Annotated in this window: 26 protein-coding genes; 11 read left to right on the top strand and 15 right to left on the bottom strand. The window is 64.6% G+C overall.

Going from position 1 to position 22916, the window contains the following annotated elements; all coding sequences use genetic code 11:
• Positions 1-10 precede the first annotated feature (10 nt).
• The 6 genes from JG746_RS05530 to hemC all read right to left on the bottom strand — a co-directional run bounded on the left by JG746_RS05530 (position 11) and on the right by hemC (position 6094).
• Positions 11-727, bottom strand: a complete 717-nt coding sequence (locus JG746_RS05530) for a glutamine amidotransferase (protein ID WP_202357247.1) — start codon at positions 725-727, stop codon at positions 11-13.
• A gap of 18 nt (positions 728-745) precedes the next feature.
• Entirely contained in the window at positions 746-1225 is a 480-nt protein-coding gene (locus tag JG746_RS05525; RefSeq protein WP_202357246.1) for a tellurite resistance TerB family protein, read from the bottom strand.
• A 37-nt stretch (positions 1226-1262) separates the two neighbouring features.
• Positions 1263-2864, bottom strand: coding sequence for a heme biosynthesis protein HemY (locus tag JG746_RS05520; RefSeq protein WP_202357245.1), 1602 nt, complete (start codon positions 2862-2864; stop codon positions 1263-1265).
• Between the two features lie 10 nt (positions 2865-2874).
• Positions 2875-4338 (bottom strand): COG4223 family protein, encoded by a 1464-nt coding sequence (locus JG746_RS05515; RefSeq protein ID WP_202357244.1) that lies wholly within the window; start codon positions 4336-4338, stop codon positions 2875-2877.
• A 110-nt stretch (positions 4339-4448) separates the two neighbouring features.
• Positions 4449-5165 (bottom strand): uroporphyrinogen-III synthase, encoded by a 717-nt coding sequence (locus JG746_RS05510; RefSeq protein ID WP_202357243.1) that lies wholly within the window; start codon positions 5163-5165, stop codon positions 4449-4451.
• A 2-nt stretch (positions 5166-5167) separates the two neighbouring features.
• The gene (gene hemC, locus JG746_RS05505) at positions 5168-6094 is read right to left on the bottom strand and encodes a hydroxymethylbilane synthase (protein WP_202357242.1); all 927 of its coding nucleotides are present in this window, start codon (positions 6092-6094) and stop codon (positions 5168-5170) included.
• A gap of 158 nt (positions 6095-6252) precedes the next feature.
• Between hemC and tsaD the strand changes: the two genes are divergently transcribed.
• From tsaD to JG746_RS05470, 7 genes are all read left to right on the top strand, one after another.
• Positions 6253-7338 (top strand): tRNA (adenosine(37)-N6)-threonylcarbamoyltransferase complex transferase subunit TsaD, encoded by a 1086-nt coding sequence (gene tsaD / locus JG746_RS05500; protein ID WP_202359265.1) that lies wholly within the window; start codon positions 6253-6255, stop codon positions 7336-7338.
• Complete coding sequence (locus JG746_RS05495; RefSeq protein ID WP_202357241.1) at positions 7335-8366, top strand: NAD(P)H-dependent glycerol-3-phosphate dehydrogenase; 1032 nt, start codon at positions 7335-7337, stop codon at positions 8364-8366. Before tsaD ends, JG746_RS05495 begins: the two co-directional genes overlap by 4 nt.
• 37 nt (positions 8367-8403) lie before the next feature.
• Positions 8404-8700, top strand: a complete 297-nt coding sequence (locus JG746_RS05490) for a YciI-like protein (protein WP_202357240.1) — start codon at positions 8404-8406, stop codon at positions 8698-8700.
• Positions 8701-8738: 38 nt separating this feature from the next.
• Positions 8739-9164, top strand: coding sequence for an EVE domain-containing protein (locus JG746_RS05485; RefSeq protein WP_019861976.1), 426 nt, complete (start codon positions 8739-8741; stop codon positions 9162-9164).
• Positions 9119-9817, top strand: coding sequence for a class I SAM-dependent methyltransferase (locus JG746_RS05480; protein WP_202357239.1), 699 nt, complete (start codon positions 9119-9121; stop codon positions 9815-9817). The genes JG746_RS05485 and JG746_RS05480 overlap by 46 nt, the downstream gene beginning before the upstream one ends.
• Before the next feature lie 128 nt (positions 9818-9945).
• Positions 9946-10362 (top strand): DUF1761 domain-containing protein, encoded by a 417-nt coding sequence (locus JG746_RS05475; RefSeq protein WP_202357238.1) that lies wholly within the window; start codon positions 9946-9948, stop codon positions 10360-10362.
• A gap of 15 nt (positions 10363-10377) precedes the next feature.
• A complete protein-coding gene (locus tag JG746_RS05470) occupies positions 10378-11121 on the top strand; it encodes a glycosyltransferase family 25 protein (RefSeq protein ID WP_202357237.1) in 744 nt (247 codons plus the stop codon).
• A gap of 24 nt (positions 11122-11145) precedes the next feature.
• On the opposite strand, the gene gcvA is transcribed toward JG746_RS05470, so the two are convergent.
• Entirely contained in the window at positions 11146-12078 is a 933-nt protein-coding gene (gcvA, locus tag JG746_RS05465; protein ID WP_202357236.1) for a transcriptional regulator GcvA, read from the bottom strand.
• Between the two features lie 129 nt (positions 12079-12207).
• On the opposite strand from gcvA, the gene JG746_RS05460 reads away from it, so the two are divergent.
• Positions 12208-12459, top strand: a complete 252-nt coding sequence (locus tag JG746_RS05460) for a hypothetical protein (RefSeq protein WP_202357235.1) — start codon at positions 12208-12210, stop codon at positions 12457-12459.
• A 90-nt stretch (positions 12460-12549) separates the two neighbouring features.
• Here JG746_RS05460 and JG746_RS05455 read toward each other — a convergent pair whose 3' ends face one another.
• Complete coding sequence (locus JG746_RS05455; protein ID WP_202359264.1) at positions 12550-13086, bottom strand: L,D-transpeptidase family protein; 537 nt, start codon at positions 13084-13086, stop codon at positions 12550-12552.
• 144 nt (positions 13087-13230) lie between these two features.
• Here JG746_RS05455 and JG746_RS05450 point away from each other — a divergent pair, with 144 nt between their 5' ends.
• Both JG746_RS05450 and JG746_RS05445 read left to right on the top strand, forming a co-directional pair.
• Positions 13231-13914 carry a response regulator transcription factor gene (locus JG746_RS05450; RefSeq protein ID WP_010912284.1) on the top strand — a complete coding sequence of 228 codons (684 nt, stop codon included), beginning with the start codon at positions 13231-13233 and terminating at the stop codon, positions 13912-13914.
• A gap of 121 nt (positions 13915-14035) precedes the next feature.
• Entirely contained in the window at positions 14036-14491 is a 456-nt protein-coding gene (locus JG746_RS05445) for a Crp/Fnr family transcriptional regulator (RefSeq protein ID WP_202357234.1), read from the top strand.
• 2 nt (positions 14492-14493) lie between these two features.
• Here the strand turns inward: JG746_RS05445 and JG746_RS05440 are convergent, their stop codons facing one another.
• The 4 genes from JG746_RS05440 to JG746_RS05425 all read right to left on the bottom strand — a co-directional run bounded on the left by JG746_RS05440 (position 14494) and on the right by JG746_RS05425 (position 19618).
• Positions 14494-15111, bottom strand: a complete 618-nt coding sequence (locus JG746_RS05440) for a GNAT family N-acetyltransferase (RefSeq protein ID WP_202357233.1) — start codon at positions 15109-15111, stop codon at positions 14494-14496.
• A 24-nt stretch (positions 15112-15135) separates the two neighbouring features.
• Positions 15136-15942: an exodeoxyribonuclease III gene (gene xth, locus JG746_RS05435; RefSeq protein WP_202357232.1), complete on the bottom strand. Its 807-nt coding sequence runs from the start codon at positions 15940-15942 to the stop codon at positions 15136-15138.
• 197 nt (positions 15943-16139) lie between these two features.
• On the bottom strand, positions 16140-16820 hold the full coding sequence (locus JG746_RS05430) for an outer-membrane lipoprotein carrier protein LolA (protein WP_202357231.1): 681 nt from the start codon (positions 16818-16820) through the stop codon (positions 16140-16142).
• A gap of 134 nt (positions 16821-16954) precedes the next feature.
• Positions 16955-19618: a DNA translocase FtsK gene (locus JG746_RS05425; protein WP_202357230.1), complete on the bottom strand. Its 2664-nt coding sequence runs from the start codon at positions 19616-19618 to the stop codon at positions 16955-16957.
• Between the two features lie 194 nt (positions 19619-19812).
• Here JG746_RS05425 and JG746_RS05420 point away from each other — a divergent pair, with 194 nt between their 5' ends.
• Entirely contained in the window at positions 19813-20184 is a 372-nt protein-coding gene (locus tag JG746_RS05420; protein ID WP_202357229.1) for a hypothetical protein, read from the top strand.
• Positions 20185-20330: 146 nt separating this feature from the next.
• Here JG746_RS05420 and JG746_RS05415 read toward each other — a convergent pair whose 3' ends face one another.
• From JG746_RS05415 to JG746_RS05405, 3 genes are all read right to left on the bottom strand, one after another.
• Complete coding sequence (locus JG746_RS05415; protein ID WP_202359263.1) at positions 20331-20606, bottom strand: hypothetical protein; 276 nt, start codon at positions 20604-20606, stop codon at positions 20331-20333.
• A 325-nt stretch (positions 20607-20931) separates the two neighbouring features.
• On the bottom strand, positions 20932-22113 hold the full coding sequence (locus JG746_RS05410; RefSeq protein WP_446721203.1) for an ammonium transporter: 1182 nt from the start codon (positions 22111-22113) through the stop codon (positions 20932-20934).
• A gap of 205 nt (positions 22114-22318) precedes the next feature.
• A complete protein-coding gene (locus tag JG746_RS05405) occupies positions 22319-22657 on the bottom strand; it encodes a P-II family nitrogen regulator (protein WP_010912291.1) in 339 nt (112 codons plus the stop codon).
• Between the last annotated feature and the right edge of the window lie 259 nt (positions 22658-22916).

Here is a 22916-nt window from a genome sequence, read left to right as displayed (position 1 = left end):
GACGATAGAGCTACCGCACTGCCGATCTGCCAAACACCATCCGCAAGAACTCGTCCAGCCAGCGTTTCAGATGCATGTCCCAGATCAGCCGGCCGCCGAGGTGATCGCGGCCGGGCTGTGCGCCCGGCAGTTCGAAGCGATGCGCGCCGCGCACCACCCAGCGCTGCATCATCACCCGGGTCAACTCGCCGTGGAACTGGATGCCCCAAGCATTGTCGCCATAGCGGAAGGCCTGGTTGGGATAGGTCTCGGCCGTCGCCAGCAGCGTCGCGTCCCTGGGCAAGGAAAAACCCTCGCGGTGGAACTGGTAGACCATGTCGGGCCAGTGCATCAGCTTCCTGCCGGCCTCGGTCGCCTTGAGCGGATACCAGCCGATCTCGACCAGCCCCTCGCCGTGCCCCTCGACCTTGCCGCCGAGATGGTTGACCAGCATCTGCGCGCCGAGGCAGATGCCGAGGCATGGCCGGTTCTCCCGCAGCGGGATTTCCAGCCAGCTGGTCTCGCGGCGGACGAACTCGTCCTCGTCATTGGCGCTCATCGGCCCGCCGAACACCACCGTGCCGGCGTGGCCGTCCAGCGTTTCCGGCAAGGCATCGCCCAGCGGCGGGCGGCGGATGTCGAGCTCGAAACCCTCTTCGATGAGCATGTGGCCGACGCGTCCGGGGCTCGAATTCTCCTGATGCAGGACGATCAGGATTTTTGGCTTCGAGCTCGTTGCGCGCGGCATCGTCAGGCGAAATCCCGTCTATTCGTCGCTGGATGTTCCACGGGCGCCCGGCGCGTGCGCCGCCGCCTTGCGGCGCGCCTCGACCCGGTCGTGGCGCTCGACGCCGATCAGCTCGGCGACGCGCCAAACCGTATTGTCCTCGAGCTCGTGCAGTTCGCCATCGGCATAGACGATCTCCCACATCAGGCCGATAAAGGCCTTGCGCCCTTCCGCGTCGAGATGGCGCTTGAGCACGCTGGTGAAGGCATAGAGGTCGATCGCCTCATTGTCGGCCCGTTCGCCGGCGGCGACCAGCGCTTCGAGTTCGGCGCCGCTGATCGAGTAGCTCTCCGAGAGCACGGCCTTGAACCGCTCCCATTCGACGTCCTGGCGCACGCCGTCGGCGTTCATCACATGGTAGAGCAGCGCCGAAGCCGCGACACGCGGATCGTCCGTGCTGGGTTGCGCGCCGGCGCCGGCCGGCAAATCCCTGAGAAACGACAGAACGCGTTCGAACATCAATCCATTCCCCAACGGCCCAAGAGCCGGCCCAAATTCAAAACAGCCGGAACCGGCGCGGCGCCTTTTCCGCTTCCTCGTCCGGATCGACGCCCGGATCGTCCGGCAGGCGCGCCAGTTCTTCCGCCGGCTCGACCGCCTCGGCATCGTCCGGCACCGCCGCGAAGGCCGCCGCCGTGACCGGCGTGACGTGGTCCTCGCTTCTGTCGGTCCCTTTTGCCGTCGTCTCGCTGCCCGCCGTGGCCGGTTCGATCGCGTCGATCGGCTTTTCACTGGCCGGCTTCGCCAGCGCCCCGATGACCGGCGCCGTGGTCTCAGGCGCATCGTCGCGGCTGTCGATCAACTGGCCAAGCCGCTCCATCGGCGCGCGCCACTCGAAGGCGTCGAGCCGTCCGGTGACAGGCGACACCGGCGCCCAGCGCTCCGACACGACGCCGTCGGCGACCCAAGCCGGATCGCGCGGCGCCCGCACCGCCTTGGACAGCAACTGCCGCACCTTGCCCTGGTCGCCGGTCTCCGCCTCTTCGATATCGGCAAGCAGCAGATAGGCGCCCTCGCGGCGGTCCATCCGGATCGCCGCCTCGGCCTCGCGGCGGGCGGTCGAGAAATCCTGCGCGTCGAGCGCGGCCCGCGCCACCGTCATCGACGATTCGGCGTGGTTCTTCTTCAGCTCCTGCAGCTTCTTCGCCCGGTTGAGGCGGTCGAGCACGGCGTCACCCGGACGGGCGTGGGTGTAGAGCTCCGCGATCTCCGGATGCGGCTCGGCCCTCCAGGCCGTCTCCAGGATCTTCGAGCCCTTGCGCACGTCGTTCTGCTTGAACAGCGCTGCCGCCGCGGCAACGGCTGCCGGCGCGAAATCCGGCTGCAGCTTGTTGGCCTCGAGCGCCGCTGTCCTGGCAGCATTGGGATCGCTGTCGGCCAGCGACTGCGCCTTGGCGGTCAACAGCACGGCGCGGCGGCGATTGGCGGCGTCGCGCTCGATCTGCCGCGTCGACTTCTGCGCGTCGACCAGTTTCAAGGCGCCGTCCCAGTCGCCGCGCGCGGTCAATTCCTCCAGCGTCGATTCGGCCGCCCAGGCGAGTTGCGGCGCAACGGCGGCGGCGCGGCCGGCGTAGTGCCGCGCGGCGTTGCGGTCGCCCAGCCTTTCGGCTTCGAGATAAAGCCCGCGCAGGCCAAGCAGCCGCATTTCGGGATCGTCGAGCATGCTCTCGAACTTTTGCCGAGCGCCTTCATGGTCGCCTTCGAGCAGCGACGCCTGCGCTTCGAGCAGATGGATCAATGGCTCCTGGTCGGAGCGGATCAGCTTGGCCGCTTCCTTGGTCTTCTTGCGGGCCAGCGCGCCGTCGCCGGCGCCGGCGGCGATCATGCCGGTCGACAGCGCCTGGTAACCACGGTCGCGGCGGCGCACGCGGAAATAGCGCGAGATGGTGTAGGGGCTGTTCCACAGCGACTTGAGCAGCCACCACGCGATCATCACCGCGGCAACGACCGCGACGATGGCTACCGCCGCCACCATCAGGCTGACCTGGTATTGGTAGCCATTGAAGGTGACGACCATGTCGCCGGGCCGGTCGGCCAGCCAGGCAAAGCCCAGCCCGACTGCGAAGACGACGATGAGGAAGGCGAGCAGGCGGATCATATTGTTGCCCTCATGCCTTCATCGCGCCGGAGATCAGCGCGTCGACCTGGGTTTCGACCTCGATGCGCGCCTTCAATTTGCCGGCAAAGTCGGCGCCGGCGGCCTTCACGGCCTCGGGCAGCGAGTTGTATTCGCTTAGCGCCTTGGCGTAGTCGCCCTGGGTGACCGCCACTTCCATGCGCGCCACGGTTTCCGGCGCGCCCGGACCCTCGACGGCGCCGATCGGCCGGACCTTGACCAGCGATTCGGCGCTCGACATCAGGTTCTGCAGGAAACCGGCATTCTGGTCCACCGGCGTGGCGGCGGCGACCATGGCATTGGCGGCGGCATCCATCTGCGCGGCGATCTCGGTGCGGGTCGGCACGCCCTTTTCGGCATAGGGCCGCAAGGTCGCAAGCTCCGGAGCATTGGGCGAGATCGCCGCCAGCGTATCGAGTTCGGCCGAGAATGGCGCGCCGCGGTCGAGTGCCGACTTGAGCGCCGAAGCGGCGATGGCGAGCGCGATCTTCGGCTGCGACGCCTGGGCGTCGACCTTGCCGGAAAGCTGCGACACCGACTGTTCCAGCGCGGTCAGCCGGCCGTCCTGCGCCTTGGCCGCCTCGCCCGCCGATTTCACCAGCGCGTCGAGACCGGCCAGTTTCTCGTTGAGCGGGGCGAGATCGACCGGTGCTGCGCTGCCGGCCTTGCCGAGGGCCGCGACCGCGGTCTCGATCTGCTTGACCTTGTCGCCAAGGGCGGCAAGCCCGGCATTGTCACCAGCGCCGCCCTTTTCGACCGCCGATTTCAGCGCCGCGATATCGGCCTTTACCTGCTCCAGCCCAGAGGAAAGCCCGACCACCTTCGCCGCTGCATCGTTGTTGCCGCCGGCTTCCTTGAGACTGGCGATGTCGCTCTTCAGCGAAGCAATCTCGCCATTGACGCCGTCGAGCGAGACTCCCGCGCCGGAACCCGGCGCGCCAAGCACGCCGGCAAATTGCAAGCCGCCGGCGCCGGCGAGCGCAATGACGCCACCGATAATGCCGGCGGCAATGCCGTTGAGACCGCCACGCTTTGCCGGAGGTGTCGGCGCCATCTTTTCCTCCCGCGTCTGGGTTTTTTCCTGCCTGTCGTCGCTGCGCTTGGCCGATGCGTCCTCGAAATTGTAGTCGGAGGCGGCAGGGCGATCGGCTGGCTTATCCGAACCGGGATAGGGCAGTTCCGGCTCAATGGCCTTGGCCTGCGCGGACGGCTCCGCCCCGGCCTGCCCCACGCCATCGGCATGCTCCCAGGGTTCGAGATCGGTCTGGTCGGCGTGCACCGGCTCTTCGGGAGCCTCCGGCTGCGAGGCATCGGCGGCTTCCTTCGCCTCGTCGGCCTGGGCCGCTGCCTTGGCGGCATCCTCGTCGACGATGCGGGAGACGGCACCGGGCTCGAGATCGATGGTCACCGGCTCGCGGCGGCTTTTCGAGTGTCGCATCTTCGGCGTCTTGACCATGCCTGGGCTCCGCAAAATTCGCTTCGTCTCAACGCCTGGGGGCGCGTGATGGTTCAGAAAGGGTCTAGCACATCACCAAGCGGTGAAAAGGGGCGGTGTGATGACGCGGCTCAGGGCAGCACCGGCAAAAGCGCCAGCAACGCCTCCTCGTCGGGCTGTGCGGCAATGCGGATTGCTGTGCCGGCGCCGCCGTCGAAAGCAGCGGCGATGCGCGCGGAAAGTGCGAAAAACATAGTCTTTTCAAAGGCTCCTTGCAGTGCAGGCCGTTTGGTCAAGCCCTGCATCGCGGCGGCCGCCTTGGCCGAATAGAGCAGTACAGCATCGACTGGCTGGCCGGACAGCAGCGCGAGGACGGTCTCGTCGGAATGCCGCACCGGCAGCGTGTCGTAGGTCTCCACGGCGCGGACCTGGACTCCCGCCTCCTTCAACCTCTGTTCGAACACCGGAAACCGCACGCGTCCGCAGAGATAGGCGATTGCCTTGCCGGGATGCGATGCCGCGATGCTTTCGGCCAGCGCCTCGGCATCGCCGGAGCCTTCAATGACGCAAGAGAACCCCATCTTGCGCGCTGCCTCGGCGGTCCTGGCGCCCACGGCATGGCAAGGCAGGTCAGCCAGCGCCGCGATCACCTCTTTCGAGGCATGGCGCACGGCATTGGCGCTGGTGACGGCAACCGCGATGGCATCGCCGGTGACGAACCCCGTATCGGCCGGCAAGGCCGCCGTTTCGGTCAACGGCAGGAGAATCGGCTGGAACCCTATATGCTGAAGCCGCCGCGCCGTGCGCGAGGCGCCCGGCTCCGGTCTGGTCACCAGGACGCGAAGCATGTTCAGAGCCAGCCGTCGAAGAACTTTTCACTGGCCTTGGCCCGCACCGACCGTGCGGCCTCCTCGCCGATGCCTGCGGCATCAGCTGCGGATCCCTGCAGTTCGATCGTGTGCGACTGCGTACCGTCGGGTGAGATGATCAGCCCGGCGAAAGAAAGCTTTCCGGTCTCGATCGCCGCATAGCCGGCGATCGGCGTGCGGCAGGAACCGTCGAGCGCCGCCAGGAAGGCGCGTTCGCAGGCGAGCGCCTGTCCGGTCGGCACATCGTGGATGGCGACCAGCATCTTTTCGACGTCAGGGTCGCCGATGCGCGTCTCGATGCCGATCGCCCCCTGGCCAGGTGCCGGCGGAAAAATGTCGAGCGGCATCAGATCGGTGGCGACATGCTCCAGGCCAAGCCGCTTCAGCCCGGCAAAGGCGAGGATGGTGCCGGCCGCGACCCCTTCGTCGAGCTTGCGCAGCCGCGTCTGCACATTGCCGCGGAACATCACCACGTCGAGATCCGGCCGCATGCGGCGGATCAGTGCTTGCCGCCTGAGCGACGACGAACCGACCTTGGCTCCGCGCGGCAGCTCTGCGATGGTCTTCGCCGCCTTGCCGACAAAGGCGTCGCGCGGGTCCTCGCGCGGCAGGAAGGCGGAGAGTTCCAGGCCATCGGGCAATCGCGTCGGCATGTCCTTCGACGAATGCACGGCAATGTCGATCTTGCCCGCCAGCAAAGCCTCTTCGATCTCCTTTGTGAACAGGCCCTTGCCGCCGGCTTCCGACAGCGGCCGGTCCTGGATGCGGTCGCCGCTGGTCGAGATGACGACGACTTCGAACGCTTCCGCCGGCAGGCCGTGCGCGGCCATCAGCCGCGCCTGAGTTTCATGCGCCTGGGCCAGTGCCAGCGGGCTGCCGCGTGTTCCGATTTTCAAGGTTGTTTGCATGACGCGCGGTCCGTGATAACCCCCGGCCGGAGCATTTTGCAGCCAAGTGGAGCCACTTGGCGTCGCAGAAATGCGGCTAAAATAACCGAGGCCTTCTCCGGGCACTCTCCTAAAGGGGAACGCCTGGCTACACAATCTCTGGAGACAGCGACGAATTGATCCGCGTTCTGGGCATTGAGACGAGTTGCGACGAAACCGCCGCCAGCGTCGTGGCGCTGGAGGGCGATGCCGCGCCGAAAATCCTGTCCAACATCGTGCTGTCCCAGATCGAGGAACATGCCGCCTTCGGCGGTGTCGTGCCCGAGATCGCCGCGCGCGCCCATGTCGAGGCGCTGGACGGTATCGTCGAGGCCGCCCTTGCCGATTCGGGTACGGCCCTTGCCGATATCGATGCGATCGCCGCCACGGCCGGCCCCGGCCTGGTCGGCGGCCTGATCGTCGGGCTGATGACGGCCAAGGCGATCGCCGCCGCCGCAGGCAAGCCGCTGATCGCCGTCAATCACCTCGAAGGCCATGCCTTGACGGCGCGGCTGACCGACGGGCTTGAATTCCCCTATCTGCTGCTGCTGGTCTCCGGCGGCCACACGCAAATCCTGGCCGTGCGCGGCGTCGGCGACTATCAGCGCTGGGCCACCACCATCGACGACGCGCTCGGCGAAGCCTTCGACAAGACCGCCAAGATGCTCGGCCTGCCCTATCCCGGCGGGCCGAATGTCGAGAAGGCGGCGCAGACGGGCGACGCCAAGCGCTTCGCCTTCCCGCGTCCGATGAAGGGTTCGGCGCAACCCGATTTCTCCTTCTCCGGCCTGAAGACCGCCGTGCGCCAGGCGGCGACGGCGATCGAACCCTTGAGCGACCAGGACGTCGCCGACATCTGCGCCTCCTTCCAGGCGGCGGTCGCCGATGCGCTGGCCGACCGCGTTTCGCGCGCTTTGGCTCGGTTCAGCCAGACATTTCCGGGCACGAAGAACCCGGCTCTGGTGGTTGCCGGCGGCGTCGCCGCCAACCGCACCATCAAGGCAACGCTGGAACGGCTCTGCACCGACGCCGGCTTCACCTTCGTCGCACCGCCGCTGAAACTTTGCACCGACAATGCCGCGATGATCGCCTGGGCCGGCATCGAACGGCTGCGCGAAGGCATGGCGCAGGAGAACGGCTTCGACTTCGTGCCGCGCTCGCGCTGGCCGCTCGACAGCATCTCGGCGCCGATGGTTGGTTCGGGCCGGCGCGGAGCCAAGGCATGACTGGTGAAGCGATGCGCGGCCAAGACGTCGGCGATCCCGGCAACGGCAGCTGGCGAGTTGCCGTGCTCGGCGGCGGCGCCTGGGGCACGGCGCTGGCGCTGGCCATGCTGCGCGCCGGCCATAAGGTGCGCCTGTTCGCGCGCGACCCGGAAACCGTGGCGGCGATCGGCCGTGGCCAGAACCCGCGCTACCTGCCCGGCATCGCCATCGCGCCCGGCATCGAGGCGACATCGGACATCGCGACGGCGCTCTCCGGGGCCGATTGCGTGCTGGCGGTGACGCCGGCGCAATCGCTACGTGCGACACTGGCGGCAGCGAAGGATCATATGCCCGACGGCATCCCGCTCGTTCTCTGCGCCAAGGGCATCGAGCGCGACACAGGCGCCCTGCTGTCGGCAATTGTCGAGGAAATCCTGCCGCGAAATCCGGTCGCCGCGCTGTCCGGCCCGAGCTTCGCCACCGACGTCGCCCGCGGCCTGCCGACAGCGGTGGTGGTCGCCGCCCATGATGAGGCGCTAGCAGCTGACCTTGCCGCCCGTTTTTCCGCTGAAAACCTGCGCTGCTATTCCAGCGACGACCTGATCGGCGTCGAGATCGGCGGCGCCTTGAAGAATGTCTTTGCCATTGCCGCAGGTGCGGTCACCGGCGCCGGGCTCGGCGCCAGCGCCCAGGCCGCAATGGTAACGCGCGGCTTCGTCGAACTGCGCCGCATCGGCGCGGCCTTCGGCGCCAGGCCGGAGACCCTGATGGGGCTTTCCGGCCTTGGCGACCTGCTGCTGACCTGCTCATCCACGCAATCGCGCAATTTCGCCTACGGGCTGGCGCTTGGACAAGGCAAGGCGCTTGCCGGGCTGCCGCTGGCCGAGGGCGTGCCGACGGCGGCGATCGCCGCCCGTATTGCCGCCGAGCGCGGCATCGACGCGCCGATCATTACCGCTGTCGCAGCCATACTGGACGGCGCCATCACCATTCGCCAGGCGGTGACGGCCCTGATGACCCGGCCGCTGAAGACCGAAATCAACGATTGATCCCCAACTTCAATCCCAACAACCAGGAGAGAGACCCATGCTGTTTGCTTTTGTTTGCAAGGATAAACCCGGAAGCTTGCAGGTGCGCCTCGACACGCGGCCCGAGCATCTCGCCTTCCTCGAAGGGCTGAATGCGCAGAAGAAGCTGGCCTTCGCCGGTCCATTCCTCGATGCCGATGGCAAGCCCAATGGCAGCCTCGTGGTCGTCGAGGCGCCCGATCTGGCCGCTGCGCAGGCCTTGTCCGCCGCTGACCCCTATGCCGAGGCCGGCCTGTTCGAAAGCGTCGAAATCCGCCAGTGGAACTGGACGTTCAACAAGCCGGCGGCTAGTTAATTCCGGTTGCCGCACCTGGATCGCACGGAGGAGAAAACATGAACTACTGGCTGTTCAAATCCGAACCCTCGGTTTTCTCCTTCGAGGCGTTGAAGGCCAAGGGCAAGGCCGGCACGCAGTGGGACGGCGTGCGCAACTACGCCGCCCGCAACAACATGAAGGCCATGCAGATCGGCGATCTCGGCTTCTTCTACCATTCCAATGAGGGGCTCAACATCGTCGGCATCGCCGAAGTCTGCGCGCTGGCCCACCCCGACACCACGTCGGACGATCCGCGCTGGGAATGCGTGGACATCCGCGCGGTTCGCGATGTGCCGAACCCGCCGACGCTGGAACAGGTGAAAGCCAATCCGAAGCTTGCCGAAATGGCATTGGTGCGGCTTGGCCGGCTTTCCGTGCAGCCGGTCACTCCGGCCGAATGGAAGGAAGTCTGCCGCATGGGCGGCCTGACGCCCGCGCCGTGACGGCGCTGACCCCGCATAGCGCGAAGCAATTCATCCTCGACAATACGGCGCTGATGGCGCCGCCGCATGTGCCTGAGATTCTGCTGCATCTGGCCGATGAAGCGCACGATCTGTGGCAGCGGACCGAGGACGAGCTGGTCGAGATCGGCCTGCCGCCGCCCTTCTGGGCCTTTGCCTGGGCCGGCGGACAGGGCCTCGCCCGCTATGTCCTGGACAATCCCGGCACGGTGCGGGGCAAGCGCGTGCTCGACTTCGCCTCGGGTTCCGGCCTTGTCGCCATCGCCGCCGTCAGGGCGGGCGCCGCCGAAGTGATCGCCGCCGACATCGACCCGTTCTGCGCCACGGCGATCCGCCTCAACGGCGAGGCCAACGGCGTCGGGATCGACTTCCTCGGCACCGACTGCATCGGCACCGATGCGGGCTGGGACGTGATTCTGGCCGGCGATGTTTTCTACGACAAATCCTTCGCCGACCGCCTGATGCCGTGGTTCGCGACGCTCAAGGCGCGTGGCGCCGAGATCTTCGTCGGCGATCCCGGCCGATCGTATATGCCGAAAACAGGGCTGGAGCCGCTTGCGGTCTATGAAGTCGAAGTCACGCGGGCGCTGGAGGATTCCCTGGTCAAGCGCACCACCGTCTGGCGCTTTGCTTGACGCCATCGCCGAAGCGCCTGATACAAAGTTCATGGAGCAATTCCAGGAAAAGTGCTTAGCGGTTTTCCCACCGGAATTGCGGCAAAACAAAAAGATGTCACGCGACCTGCATCTGGAGGGGGAAGCTCATGGATTTTTCAGCAGTGAACTGGCTGGCAGTCATCGCCGCCGCCGTCTTGGCCTGCCTGTTCGGCGCCGCCTGGTACATGGCGTTGAGCAAGCCGTGGCTGAAAGCCGCCAAGCTCGATGCGGCGACGATGAAGAAATCGCCGCTGCCTTTCGTCATCAGCTTCATCGCCGAACTGGTCATGGCGCTCGTCATGGCGCTGATCGTCACCGCGATGACCGGCGGTGAACCGACATTGGTTGCCGGGCTTGTCTTCGGTTTCGTCCTCTGGCTGGGTTTTGTCGCCACGACGCTGTCGGTCAACCATCGCTACGAGAATTTCGGCTGGGACCTGACCCTCATCGACGGCGGCCACTGGCTGGGTGTCTTGCTGATCATCGGCGCGGTGATCGGTTGGTTCGGCGCCGCAGCTAGCTGAGGCGCCGCGCTGACGATGGCCGACGAGTCCGGATTTCCACGCGACCAGGTGTTCACCCGAATCTGCCACGTCAAACAGGGCTATGACGACCGGCGCCGCCACATCGTGCGGGAATTCGAGCGGCGCGGCGTGCCGGTCTATTTTTACACGGACTGGGACCGGCCGGACATCACCCCGCAGATCCGCGACGAGCTGGTCGCGCCCGCCTTTACCCACCCGGCGGCCGTTTCGCTGGCGTTGAAACATGTCGGCATCTGGCGCGATTTCCTCGAAACCGACCTGCCCTATTGCCTGGTCTTCGAGGACGACGTCTTCCTCGCCCGCGACTTCGTCGCCAAGTTCCGGCAGGGGCTTTCCGAACTCGGCAGCCCTGCGCGCAAGGCTGTCATCTATCTCGGCAACGGCAGCAACTACTACACGCCGAGTTGGAAACTGCGGAAGGGCCAATGGCTCTACCCGGCGCTGCATGCCAGATGCACGGATTCCTACCTCATCACCCGCCCCGTCGCTGAAGCCCGTTGCGCCTGGATCGAGCAGAACAAGATCTACACCTCGATCGATCACCAGGTCGAACAGATGGATGAGAAGCTCGGCATTGAAATGCTGTGGTTCGAACGGCCGATTGTCGAACAGGGCAGCGAAAACGGGGCGTTCGAGACGTCCATTTCGGCGAAAAGATACCCGCGTCTCTACAAGAGCGTGAAATGGACGTGGAAGAAATACACGCGCATGATCTTCGGCCATAACGCCCGGTCGTGACCGAAAGACAGGCCTGGCGGCCGCCTATGCCTTCTCCGTGCCGTGCGTCTTTGCCGCCTCCTCGAGAAGCCATTCACGAAACGCCGCGATGCGGGCATCGTCCTTCACGGTTTGAGGATAGACCAGGAAATAGGCGAATTCCGGCGCGACCTTGATGCCGAGCTCGAAGGGGCGCACGAGGCGCCCCTGCGACAAATCGTTGGCGACCATGGCGAAGTCGGCCAGCGCCACGGCATTTCCGTCGAGGGCCGCCTGGGTGGCATCGGTCGAGGAGCCGAAGACGAGGGTGCGGCTGTCGTCGAAATCGTCGACGCCGGCCGCCTGCATCCACATGCTCCAGTTCGGCCAGGTGACGCCTTGCCGCGACCATTCGATATGCGCGAGCGTGTGCCGGAAGAGGTCGCGCGGTTCATTGAGCGGCGGGCCTGAAGCGAGCAGGGCCGGGCTGCACACCGGGATGATGATGTTGTCGAACAACCGGTGCGCGGCAAGCCCCGGATATTTGCCGGTGCCGAACCGGATGCCGATATCGACGTCGTCACGCTCGAAGTCCCTGACATCGTAGGTGATGTCGAAGCGCAGTTCGATGCCTGGCCGCTGATGGCGGAAATCGTCGATGCGGCGCATCAGCCATTTCGTCGCGAACTGGGCGTCGAGCGTCACTTTCAAGAGCGCCGTGCCGCGCGTCATCTTGCGGGCGCGGGATACCGCCCGGTTGAGCAGGTCGAGCGCGTCGATCGACGCTTCATGAAGCACGTTTCCCGCTTCCGTCAGCCTCATGGTGCGGCTGGTGCGCGTGAACAGCACCAGGTCGAGCTGATCCTCGATTTCCTTGACCTGGTGGCTGACCGCGGCCGGCGTCAGCCCAAGCTCGTCGGCGGCGCGGGTGAAATTGAGGTGACGCGCCGCCGCCTCGAAGGTCCTCAGCGCGCGCGTCCCGGGCAGGAGGCGGGCCATCTGATCTCCAACAAAACTTGATGATCTGAAAAGAACTACTCGTTTCCCGTTTGTTTTTCAATCCGGCATGATCCCGGCATCGAGATACCTTCAAACCGGATTTGACATCCGGAGAAACCGGATAAAGCCATGATCGAGATCGCTCTGAAGTCCCACACCGCCCTGAAATCATCTCTCCCGCAGTGGCTGCGCGCCACGATCGACTGGCTGCGCCAGGCCAACGTCGCCGCCAGGCTTCCCTTGGAATCGGTCGACGACCTCTCCGACCATGGACTGCGCGATATCGGCGGCGAACGCCGCGACATCGCCAAGGCGATGGACCGGGAGCTTCGCGAAATCGGGCTCCTGGGCACGGGTTGGCAGAAGCCGGGGCGGAAATAGGGGAGTGAGGCAGTAGGGCAGTACGGCAATAGGGGAAGTCGGGCGCCGAGAGACAGTCCTACTGCCCTACTGCCCTACTGCCCTACTGCCCTATCTCACCACCCTCATCACCGTCCTATCCGACAGCAGCGGCAAGAGCCGCGCCATCGTGCGCGCGGTGACCGCCACGCAGCCTTGCGTCGGCGTGTAACCATCACGCGCCAGATGGAAGAAGATGGCGCTGCCGCGCCCCCGGCGGCGCGGCGAAATATTCCAGTCGAGCACCAGGCAGGCATCGTAGAGCCGGTCGTCGCGCCGCATGCGCTCATGGCTGGCGCCATAGGGGATCTTGACCGGCCTGTTGTAATTGCGGTCGTCCGGCACCTCGCACCAGCCGAGATCGGGCCCGATCGGCGTCATCGCCAGCCGCGTCCGGCGGCCGCCGGCAAACTGGTCGCCCCGGAAATAACCCGACAGGATCCGCATCGAGCCGAGCGGCGTGGCGCCATCGCCCTCGCGCTTGTCGGCCGAGATGCCGCCGCGCCCCAACGCGCAGGCAAACACTGCTTTTCCGGCCTGCAGCAGGCCCTGGCTGGGGTGGCCGGGCCTTGCCCGCACGGTCAGCACACGCAGCCGTTTCGGCAAAATTGCGCCGGCTGCATTGCGATCGCATTTTTTCTTGTATGATCGTGCCACGGAACAAATCACTGTGATCGGCTATTGTGTCGGCCAGCTTCCGCATAAATACGCAGCGGTCAACTGAATTTCATTTTCAAAACAACGGATTGATCCATGACTTCACGCACCATCCTAATCGTCGACGACGACGACGACCTGCGCGGCACACTGGTCGAGCAACTCGCCCTCTACGAGGAATTCGACGTGCTGCAGGAAGCGACTGCGGCAAAAGGCGTCACCGCGGCCCGCGGCGGCCTCATCGACCTGCTCATCATGGATGTCGGCCTGCCCGACATGGACGGCCGCGAGGCCGTCAAGATCCTGCGCAAGGGCGGCTACAAGGCGCCCATCATCATGCTGACCGGCCACGACACCGATTCCGACACGATTCTGGGCCTCGAGGCCGGCGCCAACGACTATGTGACCAAGCCGTTCCGCTTCGCGGTGCTGCTGGCGCGCATCCGTGCCCAGCTGCGCCAGCACGAGCAGAGCGAGGACGCCACTTTCTCGGTCGGCCCCTACACCTTCAAGCCCAGCCAGAAGCTGCTCATCGACCCGCGTGGCGGCAAGGTGCGGCTGACGGAGAAGGAAGCCTCGATCATCAAATATCTCTACCGCGCCGACCAGAAGGTGGTGACGCGCGACGTGCTGCTCGAGGAGGTCTGGGGCTACAATTCCGGCGTCACCACGCACACGTTGGAAACCCATGTCTACCGGCTGCGCCAGAAGATCGAGCGCGATCCTTCCAATGCGGAAATTCTTGTGACAGAAAGCGGTGGCTACAAGCTGGTTCCTTAAACATTTCATTATCCAATAAGCGGTCTGGGCGGGACCGCTTTCGGGTGCGATCCTGTGGAGGGGATTAAGGATCGACTCGTGAAGGAGGGATTGGACTGACCGTTCGGGGACGCAGCTAGAGATGGCGTTGGATGACGACATCCGCATCCTGTCCGCCGTGGGGCTCTTCGAGGGTTTCACGCAGGAACAGCTGCGTCTGCTCGCCTTCGGCGCCGAGAACACCTTGCTGCTGGCCAACCACAAGCTCTACCGCGAGGATGACGAGGCCGATTCGGCCTATGTCGTGGTCAGCGGGCGCATCGTGCTCTATCGCGAGCAGGGCGGCGAGCGCATCCCGATCGGCACCGCCGGCCCCGGCACCATCCTCAGCGAACTGGCATTGATCGCCGACACCAACCGGCTGACCAGTGCGTCGGCCGAAATCGACTCGGAAGTGATCCGGCTCAGCCGCAAGATGTTCCGCCGCATCCTGGAGGAATATCCGGAGGTGGCGGTGAAGCTGCACCAGCGCATCTCCGAGGAATTCCAGGCCATGATCCGACGCATCGAGAAGCTGGCGCCACGGTTTAGTGGGTAAATCTAATTGCCGTCTCGAACAGGTTTTGGCCTGAACAGACACCAGAATGGCTTCCCTGGCGCAAGTTCACCTTGGCCGAGGAGTTGAAACCCGCAGTGCTTATAGAAAGCCAAATTCTTGCTTTGTGCGGTTTCGAGAAACGTCCCTGCCGAGACAGGATCTCTTTCGGCAAGATCGCAATAAGCCTTGATCAGCGCGCCGCCAGCCCCTTTTCCCTGCATCGAGGGGTGAACGCCCAAGACCCCAAGGTAGAAATGCGGTTCCTGCGGCTTGTATTCTTCACTTATGGCGTCTGCCCGCTCGAAGCGCAAAGCCATCGATGCCTGCCTTTGCTGAAGCAAAGCCCATCTCTGCTGGTGCGCCGGAGGCCATTCAGGCCGCTGCGTATCATAGCCCATCGCCGCACCAAGGATGCGACCATCGCTCTTTAACAGCAGCACAGGCATTCCAAGCGCCAGGCGCGCCGCCATCAGGATCGAGAAGAATTCCGTCACCAGGTCCCGACGCAGCGGAGGATCGCCCGGAAAGAAAAAAGCCATCTGCGGATCATCGGCAAAGGCAGCCGCCAGACAGTCGGCCGCCGATGTCACGTCCGGCTCTCGTGCTGCCACTATTTCCATTCAACGACCCCTTTGGCCTGCGGCCTAATCCAGATCGAACCGCGCGATCACAGGCACATGGTCCGACGGCCGCTCCCAGCCGCGCGCCGCCCGCAGGATTTCGTAGCCGGCGAAATCAGGCACCAGATTGGGCGAGGACCAGACATGGTCGAGCCGCCGGCCCCGGTTCGACGCTTCCCAGTCCTGCGCGCGATAGCTCCACCAGGTGTAGAGCTTCTCGTCCAATGGCACGTTGTGCCGCATCAGGTCGACCCAGTTGCCGGCGAGCCGCATCGCTTCGAAATTTTCGGTCTCGACCGGCGTGTGGCTGACCACGTTGAGCAATTGCTTGTGCGACCAGACGTCGTGCTCGAGCGGCGCGATGTTGAGATCGCCGACCAGCACCGAGGCGGACACTTCGCTGTGCTCGGCGCGGATGGCGTTCATCTCGGCGACGAAATCGAGCTTGTGCTTGAATTTCTTGTTGATTTCGGGATCGGGCTCGTCGCCGCCCGCCGGCACGTAGAAATTGTGCAGCAGGATCGTCTTGCCGCCGGCGCGCACCGTCACCGACAGATGACGGCTGTCCTCGATCTCGCAGAAGCGGCGCTTTTCCACCACCTCGATCGGCCGCCGCGCCACCGTGGCCACGCCGTGGTAGCCCTTCTGGCCATGGAACGCGATGTGCTGGTAGCCGAGCCTGCGGAACGCCTTTTCGGGAAACAGTTCGTCGGGAACCTTGGTTTCCTGCAGGCAGAGCACGTCTGGCGCGTATTCATCGAGCAATCGCTCCACGATCGGCATGCGCAGGCGAACCGAGTTGATGTTCCAGGTGGCGATGGAAAAGGGCATTGGCAATCCGGGACAGCGTGCTTCCCAGCCAGGACCGATGGACCCTGACGCGGAAGACGCCTTTTGAGGGAGTCAGTCCGGAAACTGCCAGCCAAGCGCCGCAAAGACAAGCCGGGCCATGCTGGGAAACCTGCTCAGGCGCGGCCGCCTAAGGCGCCCGCCATCAGCAGGTCGGCCTCACCTGAATATCTGCGTACTTAGCGCGTCTTCGTGTTCAGCTCGCGGTTCGCCGTATAGTCGATCGCAAATGTGTCGGGCGCGAAGCTGACGCCTTCCTTGGTGTTGAAGATCATCACCGTGGTGTCCTTGCCTTGCGCGTCGGTGATCGTCCACTGGCGCAGATCATAGGTTTTCGGATCGAACATCATGGTGATCGTCGCATTGCCGAACACCGACTTGTCGGCAAGCTTGATGGTGGTGAGGTCGTCCTCTTCCTTGACGCTCTTGACGCGGTCGCCGGAGAGGTCGATCCGGTCATCGAGCAGCAGCTTCAGCGGCGTCTTCGACAACGGATAGAGGTCCGATGTGTTCATTTTCTTGTTGAGGATGACCACCGACTTGCCGTCGGAAATCACCTTGAAATTCGACGCCCCGTCATAGTTGAAGCGGATTTTGCCCGGCCGCTCGAGGAAGAATTTGCCGCCGGTCTGCTCGCCCTTGGGGCCGAATTGCACGAACTCGCCACTCATCGATTTGACCGAGGAAAAATGGTCGGCGATCTTCTGCGCGGCGGCGGGCACGGCCGCCTGCGCCGAGGCCAGAAGCTCGAACCCGGGCACCACGTTGAAGGCGGCTGCACCCGCTGCGACAAGGCCGAGGCCGAGGAGCTGGCGGCGCGTCGGGGCGAAATCGCTGAGCTTGGAAAGATCGTTTTTCATGTTGGTCACTCTCGTGGTGATTCCTGTATCCGTCGCTGTCCTGAACCCCCAGTTGGGCTGAAGTTTGGCGGTAGAGCGGCGCTGCTTCGCCTCAACGCGCCAGAGAGTTCAAGGTTGCCGTGAGCGCCCCGCCATCAGAACTTGTCGTCCTCGGTGGGCACCAGGATTTCGCGTTTTCCGGCATGGTTGGCCGGGCCGACAATGCCTTCCTTTTCCATTTTCTCGATGATCGAGGCGGCGCGATTGTAGCCGATGCCGAGCCGGCGCTGGATGTAGCTGGTCGACGCCTTACCGTCGCGCAGCACCACCGCCACCGCCTGGTCGTAGGGGTCGTCGGAATCTTCGAAATTGCCGCCGCCACCGCCACTGGTGCCACCACCCTTGCCGGACGGTTCGTCCTCGTCCTCACCGTCATCCTCGGTGATGGCGTCGAGATATTCGGGCACGCCCTGCAACTTCAGGTGCCCGACGATCTTCTCGACCTCGTCGTCGGAGACAAAGGGACCATGCACGCGCTGGATGCGGCCGCCGCCGGCCATGTAGAGCATGTCGCCCATGCCGAGCAGCTGCTCGGCGCCCTGCTCGCCCAGAATGGTGCGGCTGTCGATCTTGGAGGTGACCTGGAAGGAGATACGGGTCGGGAAGTTGGCCTTGATGGTGCCGGTAATGACGTCGACCGACGGGCGCTGCGTCGCCATGATGACATGGATGCCGGCGGCGCGCGCCATCTGCGCCAGGCGCTGCACCGCGCCCTCGATGTCCTTGCCGGCGACCATCATCAGGTCGGCCATTTCGTCGATGATGACGACGATGTAGGGCATCGGCTCGAGATCGAGGTCCTCCGTCTCGTAGATCGCCTCGCCGGTCTGGCGGTCGAAGCCGGTCTGCACGGTGCGCGAGATCTTTTCGCCCTTCTTCTCGGCCAGTTGAACGCGGGCGTTGAAACCGTCGATGTTGCGCACGCCGACCTTGGACATCTTGCGGTAGCGGTCTTCCATTTCCCGCACGGTCCATTTCAGCGCCACCACCGCCTTCTTCGGATCGGTGACGACGGGCGTAAGCAGATGCGGGATGCCGTCATAGACGGAGAGTTCCAGCATCTTCGGATCGATCATGATCAGCCGGCATTCCTGCGGCGTCAGCCGGTAGAGCAACGAAAGGATCATGGTGTTGATGGCGACCGACTTGCCCGAACCGGTGGTGCCGGCGACCAGCACGTGCGGCATCTTGGCGATGTCGACGATGACGGCCTCGCCATTGATCGTCTTGCCCAGCGCCAGCGCCAGCTTTGCCTTGGTGGTTTCAAAGTCGCGACTGGCCATGATCTCCCTGAGGTAGACCGTCTCGCGCTTGGCGTTCGGCAATTCGATGCCGATGGCGTTGCGGCCGGGCACCACGGCGACGCGGCACGCGATCGCGCTCATCGAGCGGGCGATGTCGTCGGAGAGGCCGATGACGCGCGACGATTTGATGCCGGGCGCCGGTTCCAGCTCATAGAGGGTGACCACCGGGCCGGGCCGTACGGCGATGATCTCGCCCTTGACGCCGAAATCCTCCAGCACGCCTTCGAGCAGACGCGCGTTCTGCTCCAGCGCATCCTTGGAGAGACTTGGGTCGCGCGCGACGTTCTTCGGTTCGGACAGGAAATGCAGCGACGGCATTTCGAACTTGTCCGAGCCGATCAGCGAGGTCTGCGCCTCGCGCTGGACGCGCGCGCCCGGCGCCGGGCGCGGCGCCGGCGCCTCGACGCGGGTCGCGGCGTCGGAGCGGAACTGCTGCACCTTGGCCGTTGGCGCAGCACGGCGCTGGGCGACCGGCTCGTCGTCGAAATCCATGTCCTCGTCGTCGCGGTCGAAGATATCGTCATCGTCCGGATCGACCGATACGCTGCGATCATTGACCAGGGCGGCGAAGAATTCCGGCTCGACGCGGGCGCGGCCGTCATGGCTCATCCGCTGCTCGGCGAACTCTGCCGATTCGACGCGCTCGGCGGCGCGTCGCCAGGCGCTGGGGCGCGGCTCCATCTCCGGCTCGTATTCGTCGCGCTCCTGCCTGCGGCGCACCGCGCGGCGATGCATCCACGCGCGCAGCGACAGCCACCAATGGGTGATGGCGCCGAGCGCCAATATGCCCTCGTCACCCTCATCCTCTTCATTGTCGAACAGAAGATCATCCTCGCGCGGGTCCGCGGCCGCCGGCTCTTCCATCACGGCGAAGCCGTTCTTGCGCCCGATCAGCGCCGAGCCATAGGCGAACAGCCAGAGCGTCGGCCCGGCCAGCAGCACGGCTAGCACGCTGGCGATCAGCCCGGTCGGATAGCCGCCGATGAGGACGCCGGGAATCTTGAGCACCATGTCGCCGAACACGCCGCCGAGGCCGGTGGGCAGCGGCCAGGTCTTGGGCGGAACGATGCAGCCGGCGATCGCGGCGGCGAGCAGCGCGAAGCCGAACCAGAACAGCCCGCGCTTGGGCAGCCTGTCGACACCACGCGCCGAAAACAGGAGATACCCCCAGATCACCGCCGGAACCAGCGCCGCAACCGCGGCAAGACCGAAGAACTGCATGGCGAGGTCGGAGAAGACCGCGCCGGCATAGCCCATGGCGTTGGTGACGGTGTTGTTGGTGGCGTGCGAGAAGCTTGGATCGGCGACGTTCCAGGTGGCGAGGCTGGCAATCCCGAAGGCTACAGCCAGAAACAGGCCGACGCCGACCAGCCGGCCGACCTGGCGCCGCGCGAAAGCCTGGATGCCGTGCCCCGTGTCGGTCATCGCGAGCGGTGCTGAAGCCCCTGAACGCATGCTCTTCCCCGTCAGTGATTGCCTGGCCGCAGCGCATGACGCACTCCGGCAGATTCGGATGCCAGACTATCGGGGGGAAGGTTAAGGGCGCATTAACTATAAGAGGTTGAGATCATCAAACCTGTCACTTCAGGTTGCAGCGGAAGCCGGCGGATGCGCAACATCGCCGTGCGGCCGTCAGGGTGGATAGAAGCATGCGGTCCATCTTCCTTCGCGTGGCGGCCCTGGCCTGGGCAGGGCTTAGTCTGCTGCTTGCCACGCACTGGTTTGTCGAGCTCGGGATGGTGGGCTTTCCGGATGGTCACGTGACGCCCTTTGCCAGGGCGACCGGCCCACTCCTGCACCTGCTCGCCTCGGCCTGCCTGATACAGGGCCTGTACTTTCTGTGCAGGGCTCTCTTCGGCAAGGGATTTGGGGTGCCGGCTCTTGCCCTGCAGGTTCTGATTGCAGCCACCCTGACGGTGGCGCCGACGTTGATCGTCCGCGATTGCCCGCGTTCCCAGATGTGCAGCAGCGCCTATGAGACGCTGACAAACACCATGATGGACGACGGCGCCGGCGGATAGCCTGCCACCGACCCGTCCCACACTTTCCTGGAAGCGCGGCGCTGCGTACGAAGTCCGCCAAGCCGAGTGATGGCGGGCGCTTTGGCCCGCCATCATTCGTTCGCTTGCAAGAAAACGATCTGGCCTCGGCCGGATCGAGCCGCCTGCTAGTTGGCGCCGCCAAGCGCCTGCAGGTTCGCGCAGAACTCGGCGTGCGGCTTGCTCATGGCCGCGTCCTGGCATTCCTTCATCATCGCGCCCTGTTTGTCCTTCGCCATCGCATCCCAGGCGGCCTTGAATTCGGCCTTGGGCTTCATGGTTTTCATGCTGGAATCGGTGAAGAACGGCGCCATGTTGTCCGGTTCGTCCAGAGCACCGGCAAATGCCACGCCACCAACCATGGAAAGAGCGAGCGCTCCGAGGCAGATATTCTTGAGGTTCATGAGAAAGTTCCTTCCCTGTTTTTTTGCACGAGCGTCAAAACGACGGTCGCCCCCACAGTTCGGAACCAATGCGGTCGATGTTTCTTCCCAAAGGTCCATCACGCGAACGTGATTGCGTGAACCAGGGGTATAGCCAGAACATTTTACCAAAAAAGAGGCCCGGAAACAATCCGGGCCTCAAGGCGTGACCTCCTTGCGGGAGCATCACGACGGGATTTCTTGAGCAGTTCCAGACAAAGCCGGATTGCGGTTTTCCCTGGAAATGCGCTGGGAACCATGGGGCCGGCGGGAGGAGGATCCGCCGGCCCCGTTGGCAAAGCTCGCCTTACGGCACCACTTCGCCATGCTGGGAGATGTCGAGGCCTTCGACCTCTTCCTGGGTCGTCGGACGCAGGCCGACCAGCGCCTTGACGATGTAGAGGATCACGAAGGTGGCGATCGCCGTCCATATGATGGTGACAGCAACGCCGTAGAACTGCTTCACGAGCGAAGCACCCGACGACAGGCTGTTGATTGCCGGATCGGCGAGCACGCCGGTCAGCAACGCACCGATGATGCCGCCGACGCCATGGACGCCGAAGGCATCGAGCGAGTCGTCATAGCCGAACATGTGCTTCACCTTGACCGCCGAGATGTAGCAGAGCACGCCGGCGACGATGCCGACGATGAAGGCGCCGGTCGGGTTGACGAAGCCGGAAGCCGGCGTCACTGCGACGAGACCGGCGACGGCACCCGAGATGATGCCGAGCACCGAGGGCTTCTTGGCGACGATCCATTCCGCGAACATCCAGGCGAGCGCCGCGGCAGCGGTGGCGACCTGGGTGTTGAGCATGGCGGCACCGGCAAGGCCGTCGGCCGCCAGTTCCGAACCGGCGTTGAAGCCGAACCAGCCGACCCACAGCAGCGAGGCGCCGATCACCGAATAGACCAGGTTGTGCGGCGCCATGTTGGTGGTGCCGTAGCCTTCGCGCTTGCCCAGGACCAGCGCGCAGACCAGGCCCGCGACACCGGCGTTGATGTGGACGACCGTGCCACCGGCGAAGTCGAGCACGCCCCAACCGGCGAGGAAACCGCCGCCCCAGACCCAATGCGCGACCGGCACGTAGACGACCAGCAGCCAGAGCGCCATGAAGATCAGCAGCGCCGAGAACTTCATGCGCTCGGCGAAGGCGCCGGCGATGAGGGCGGGCGTGATGATGGCGAAGGTCATCTGGAACATCGAGAAGACGAATTCAGGAATGTTCGCGACCCCCGGCGCCCACAGCGTCGAGGTGGTGATGCCGTGATGGAAGAATTTCGAGAAGCCGCCGAGATAGGCATTCATGCCGCCGCCGTCGGAGAAGGCCAGCGAATAACCGAACATGAACCACAGCACCGTCACCAGGCAGGTGATGGCAAAGCTCTGCATGACGGTGGCGAGCACGTTCTTCTTGCGAACCATGCCGCCGTAGAACAGCGCCAGGCCCGGAATGGTCATCATCAGCACCAGGGCCGTCGAGGTCAGCATCCAGGCGGTGTTGCCGGTGTCGAGCACCGGGGTGGGAGCGGCAGCCGGCGCGGCGGCGGCAGCGGCCGGAGCGGCTTCCTGCGCAAAGGCGGCGACGCTGCCCAATGCTGCAAGAGCAAGCGAGCCCAGCAGGGCCGCCCGTCCCGTCGTCTTCAAGGTGGAAGAAATATTCATTGAACTCTCCATTGGAATACGTGTTCGCCGCTCAGAGCGCGTCGGTGTCTGTTTCGCCGGTGCGGATGCGCACCGCCTGATCGATGCCGAAAACGAAGATCTTGCCGTCGCCGATCTGGCCGGTCTTCGCCGCGGCGGTGATGGCTTCGACGGCCTTGTCGACCGTGTCGGCACTGACCGCGACCTCGATCTTGATCTTCGGCAGGAAACTGACCGCGTATTCCGCACCGCGATAGATTTCCGTATGTCCCTTCTGACGCCCGTAGCCTTTGACTTCGGTGACGGTCAGGCCCTGGATGCCGACGGCGGTAAGCGCTTCGCGCACCTCGTCCAGCTTGAACGGCTTGATGATTGCCATCACGATTTTCATAAGGTTTCACCCTTTGCTGTTGCGGTCCCCCGCGTTTGCACACCTTCACCGATCCCAAAGAGCCGGAGAGTGCCCACAAGGATTCAAGCTCCGTGCCAAGTGCCGAAGCAGCGTGTTAACCTGTTGTAAACAAAGGGAATGAGGCGATTGGAGGCAGCAGGTGCCAATGCCTGCGGCACGGCATGTGCTCAAAAATTATGCAATTTTTTGATTTTGCCTAATTTGCCGGCTTTGAGCATGATCCCGAAAAGCCGTGCCC

This window comes from Mesorhizobium sp. 113-3-3, assembly GCF_016756495.1.
GTDB lineage: Bacteria > Pseudomonadota > Alphaproteobacteria > Rhizobiales > Rhizobiaceae > Mesorhizobium.
This window is presented reverse-complemented; position numbering and strand designations above follow the sequence as displayed.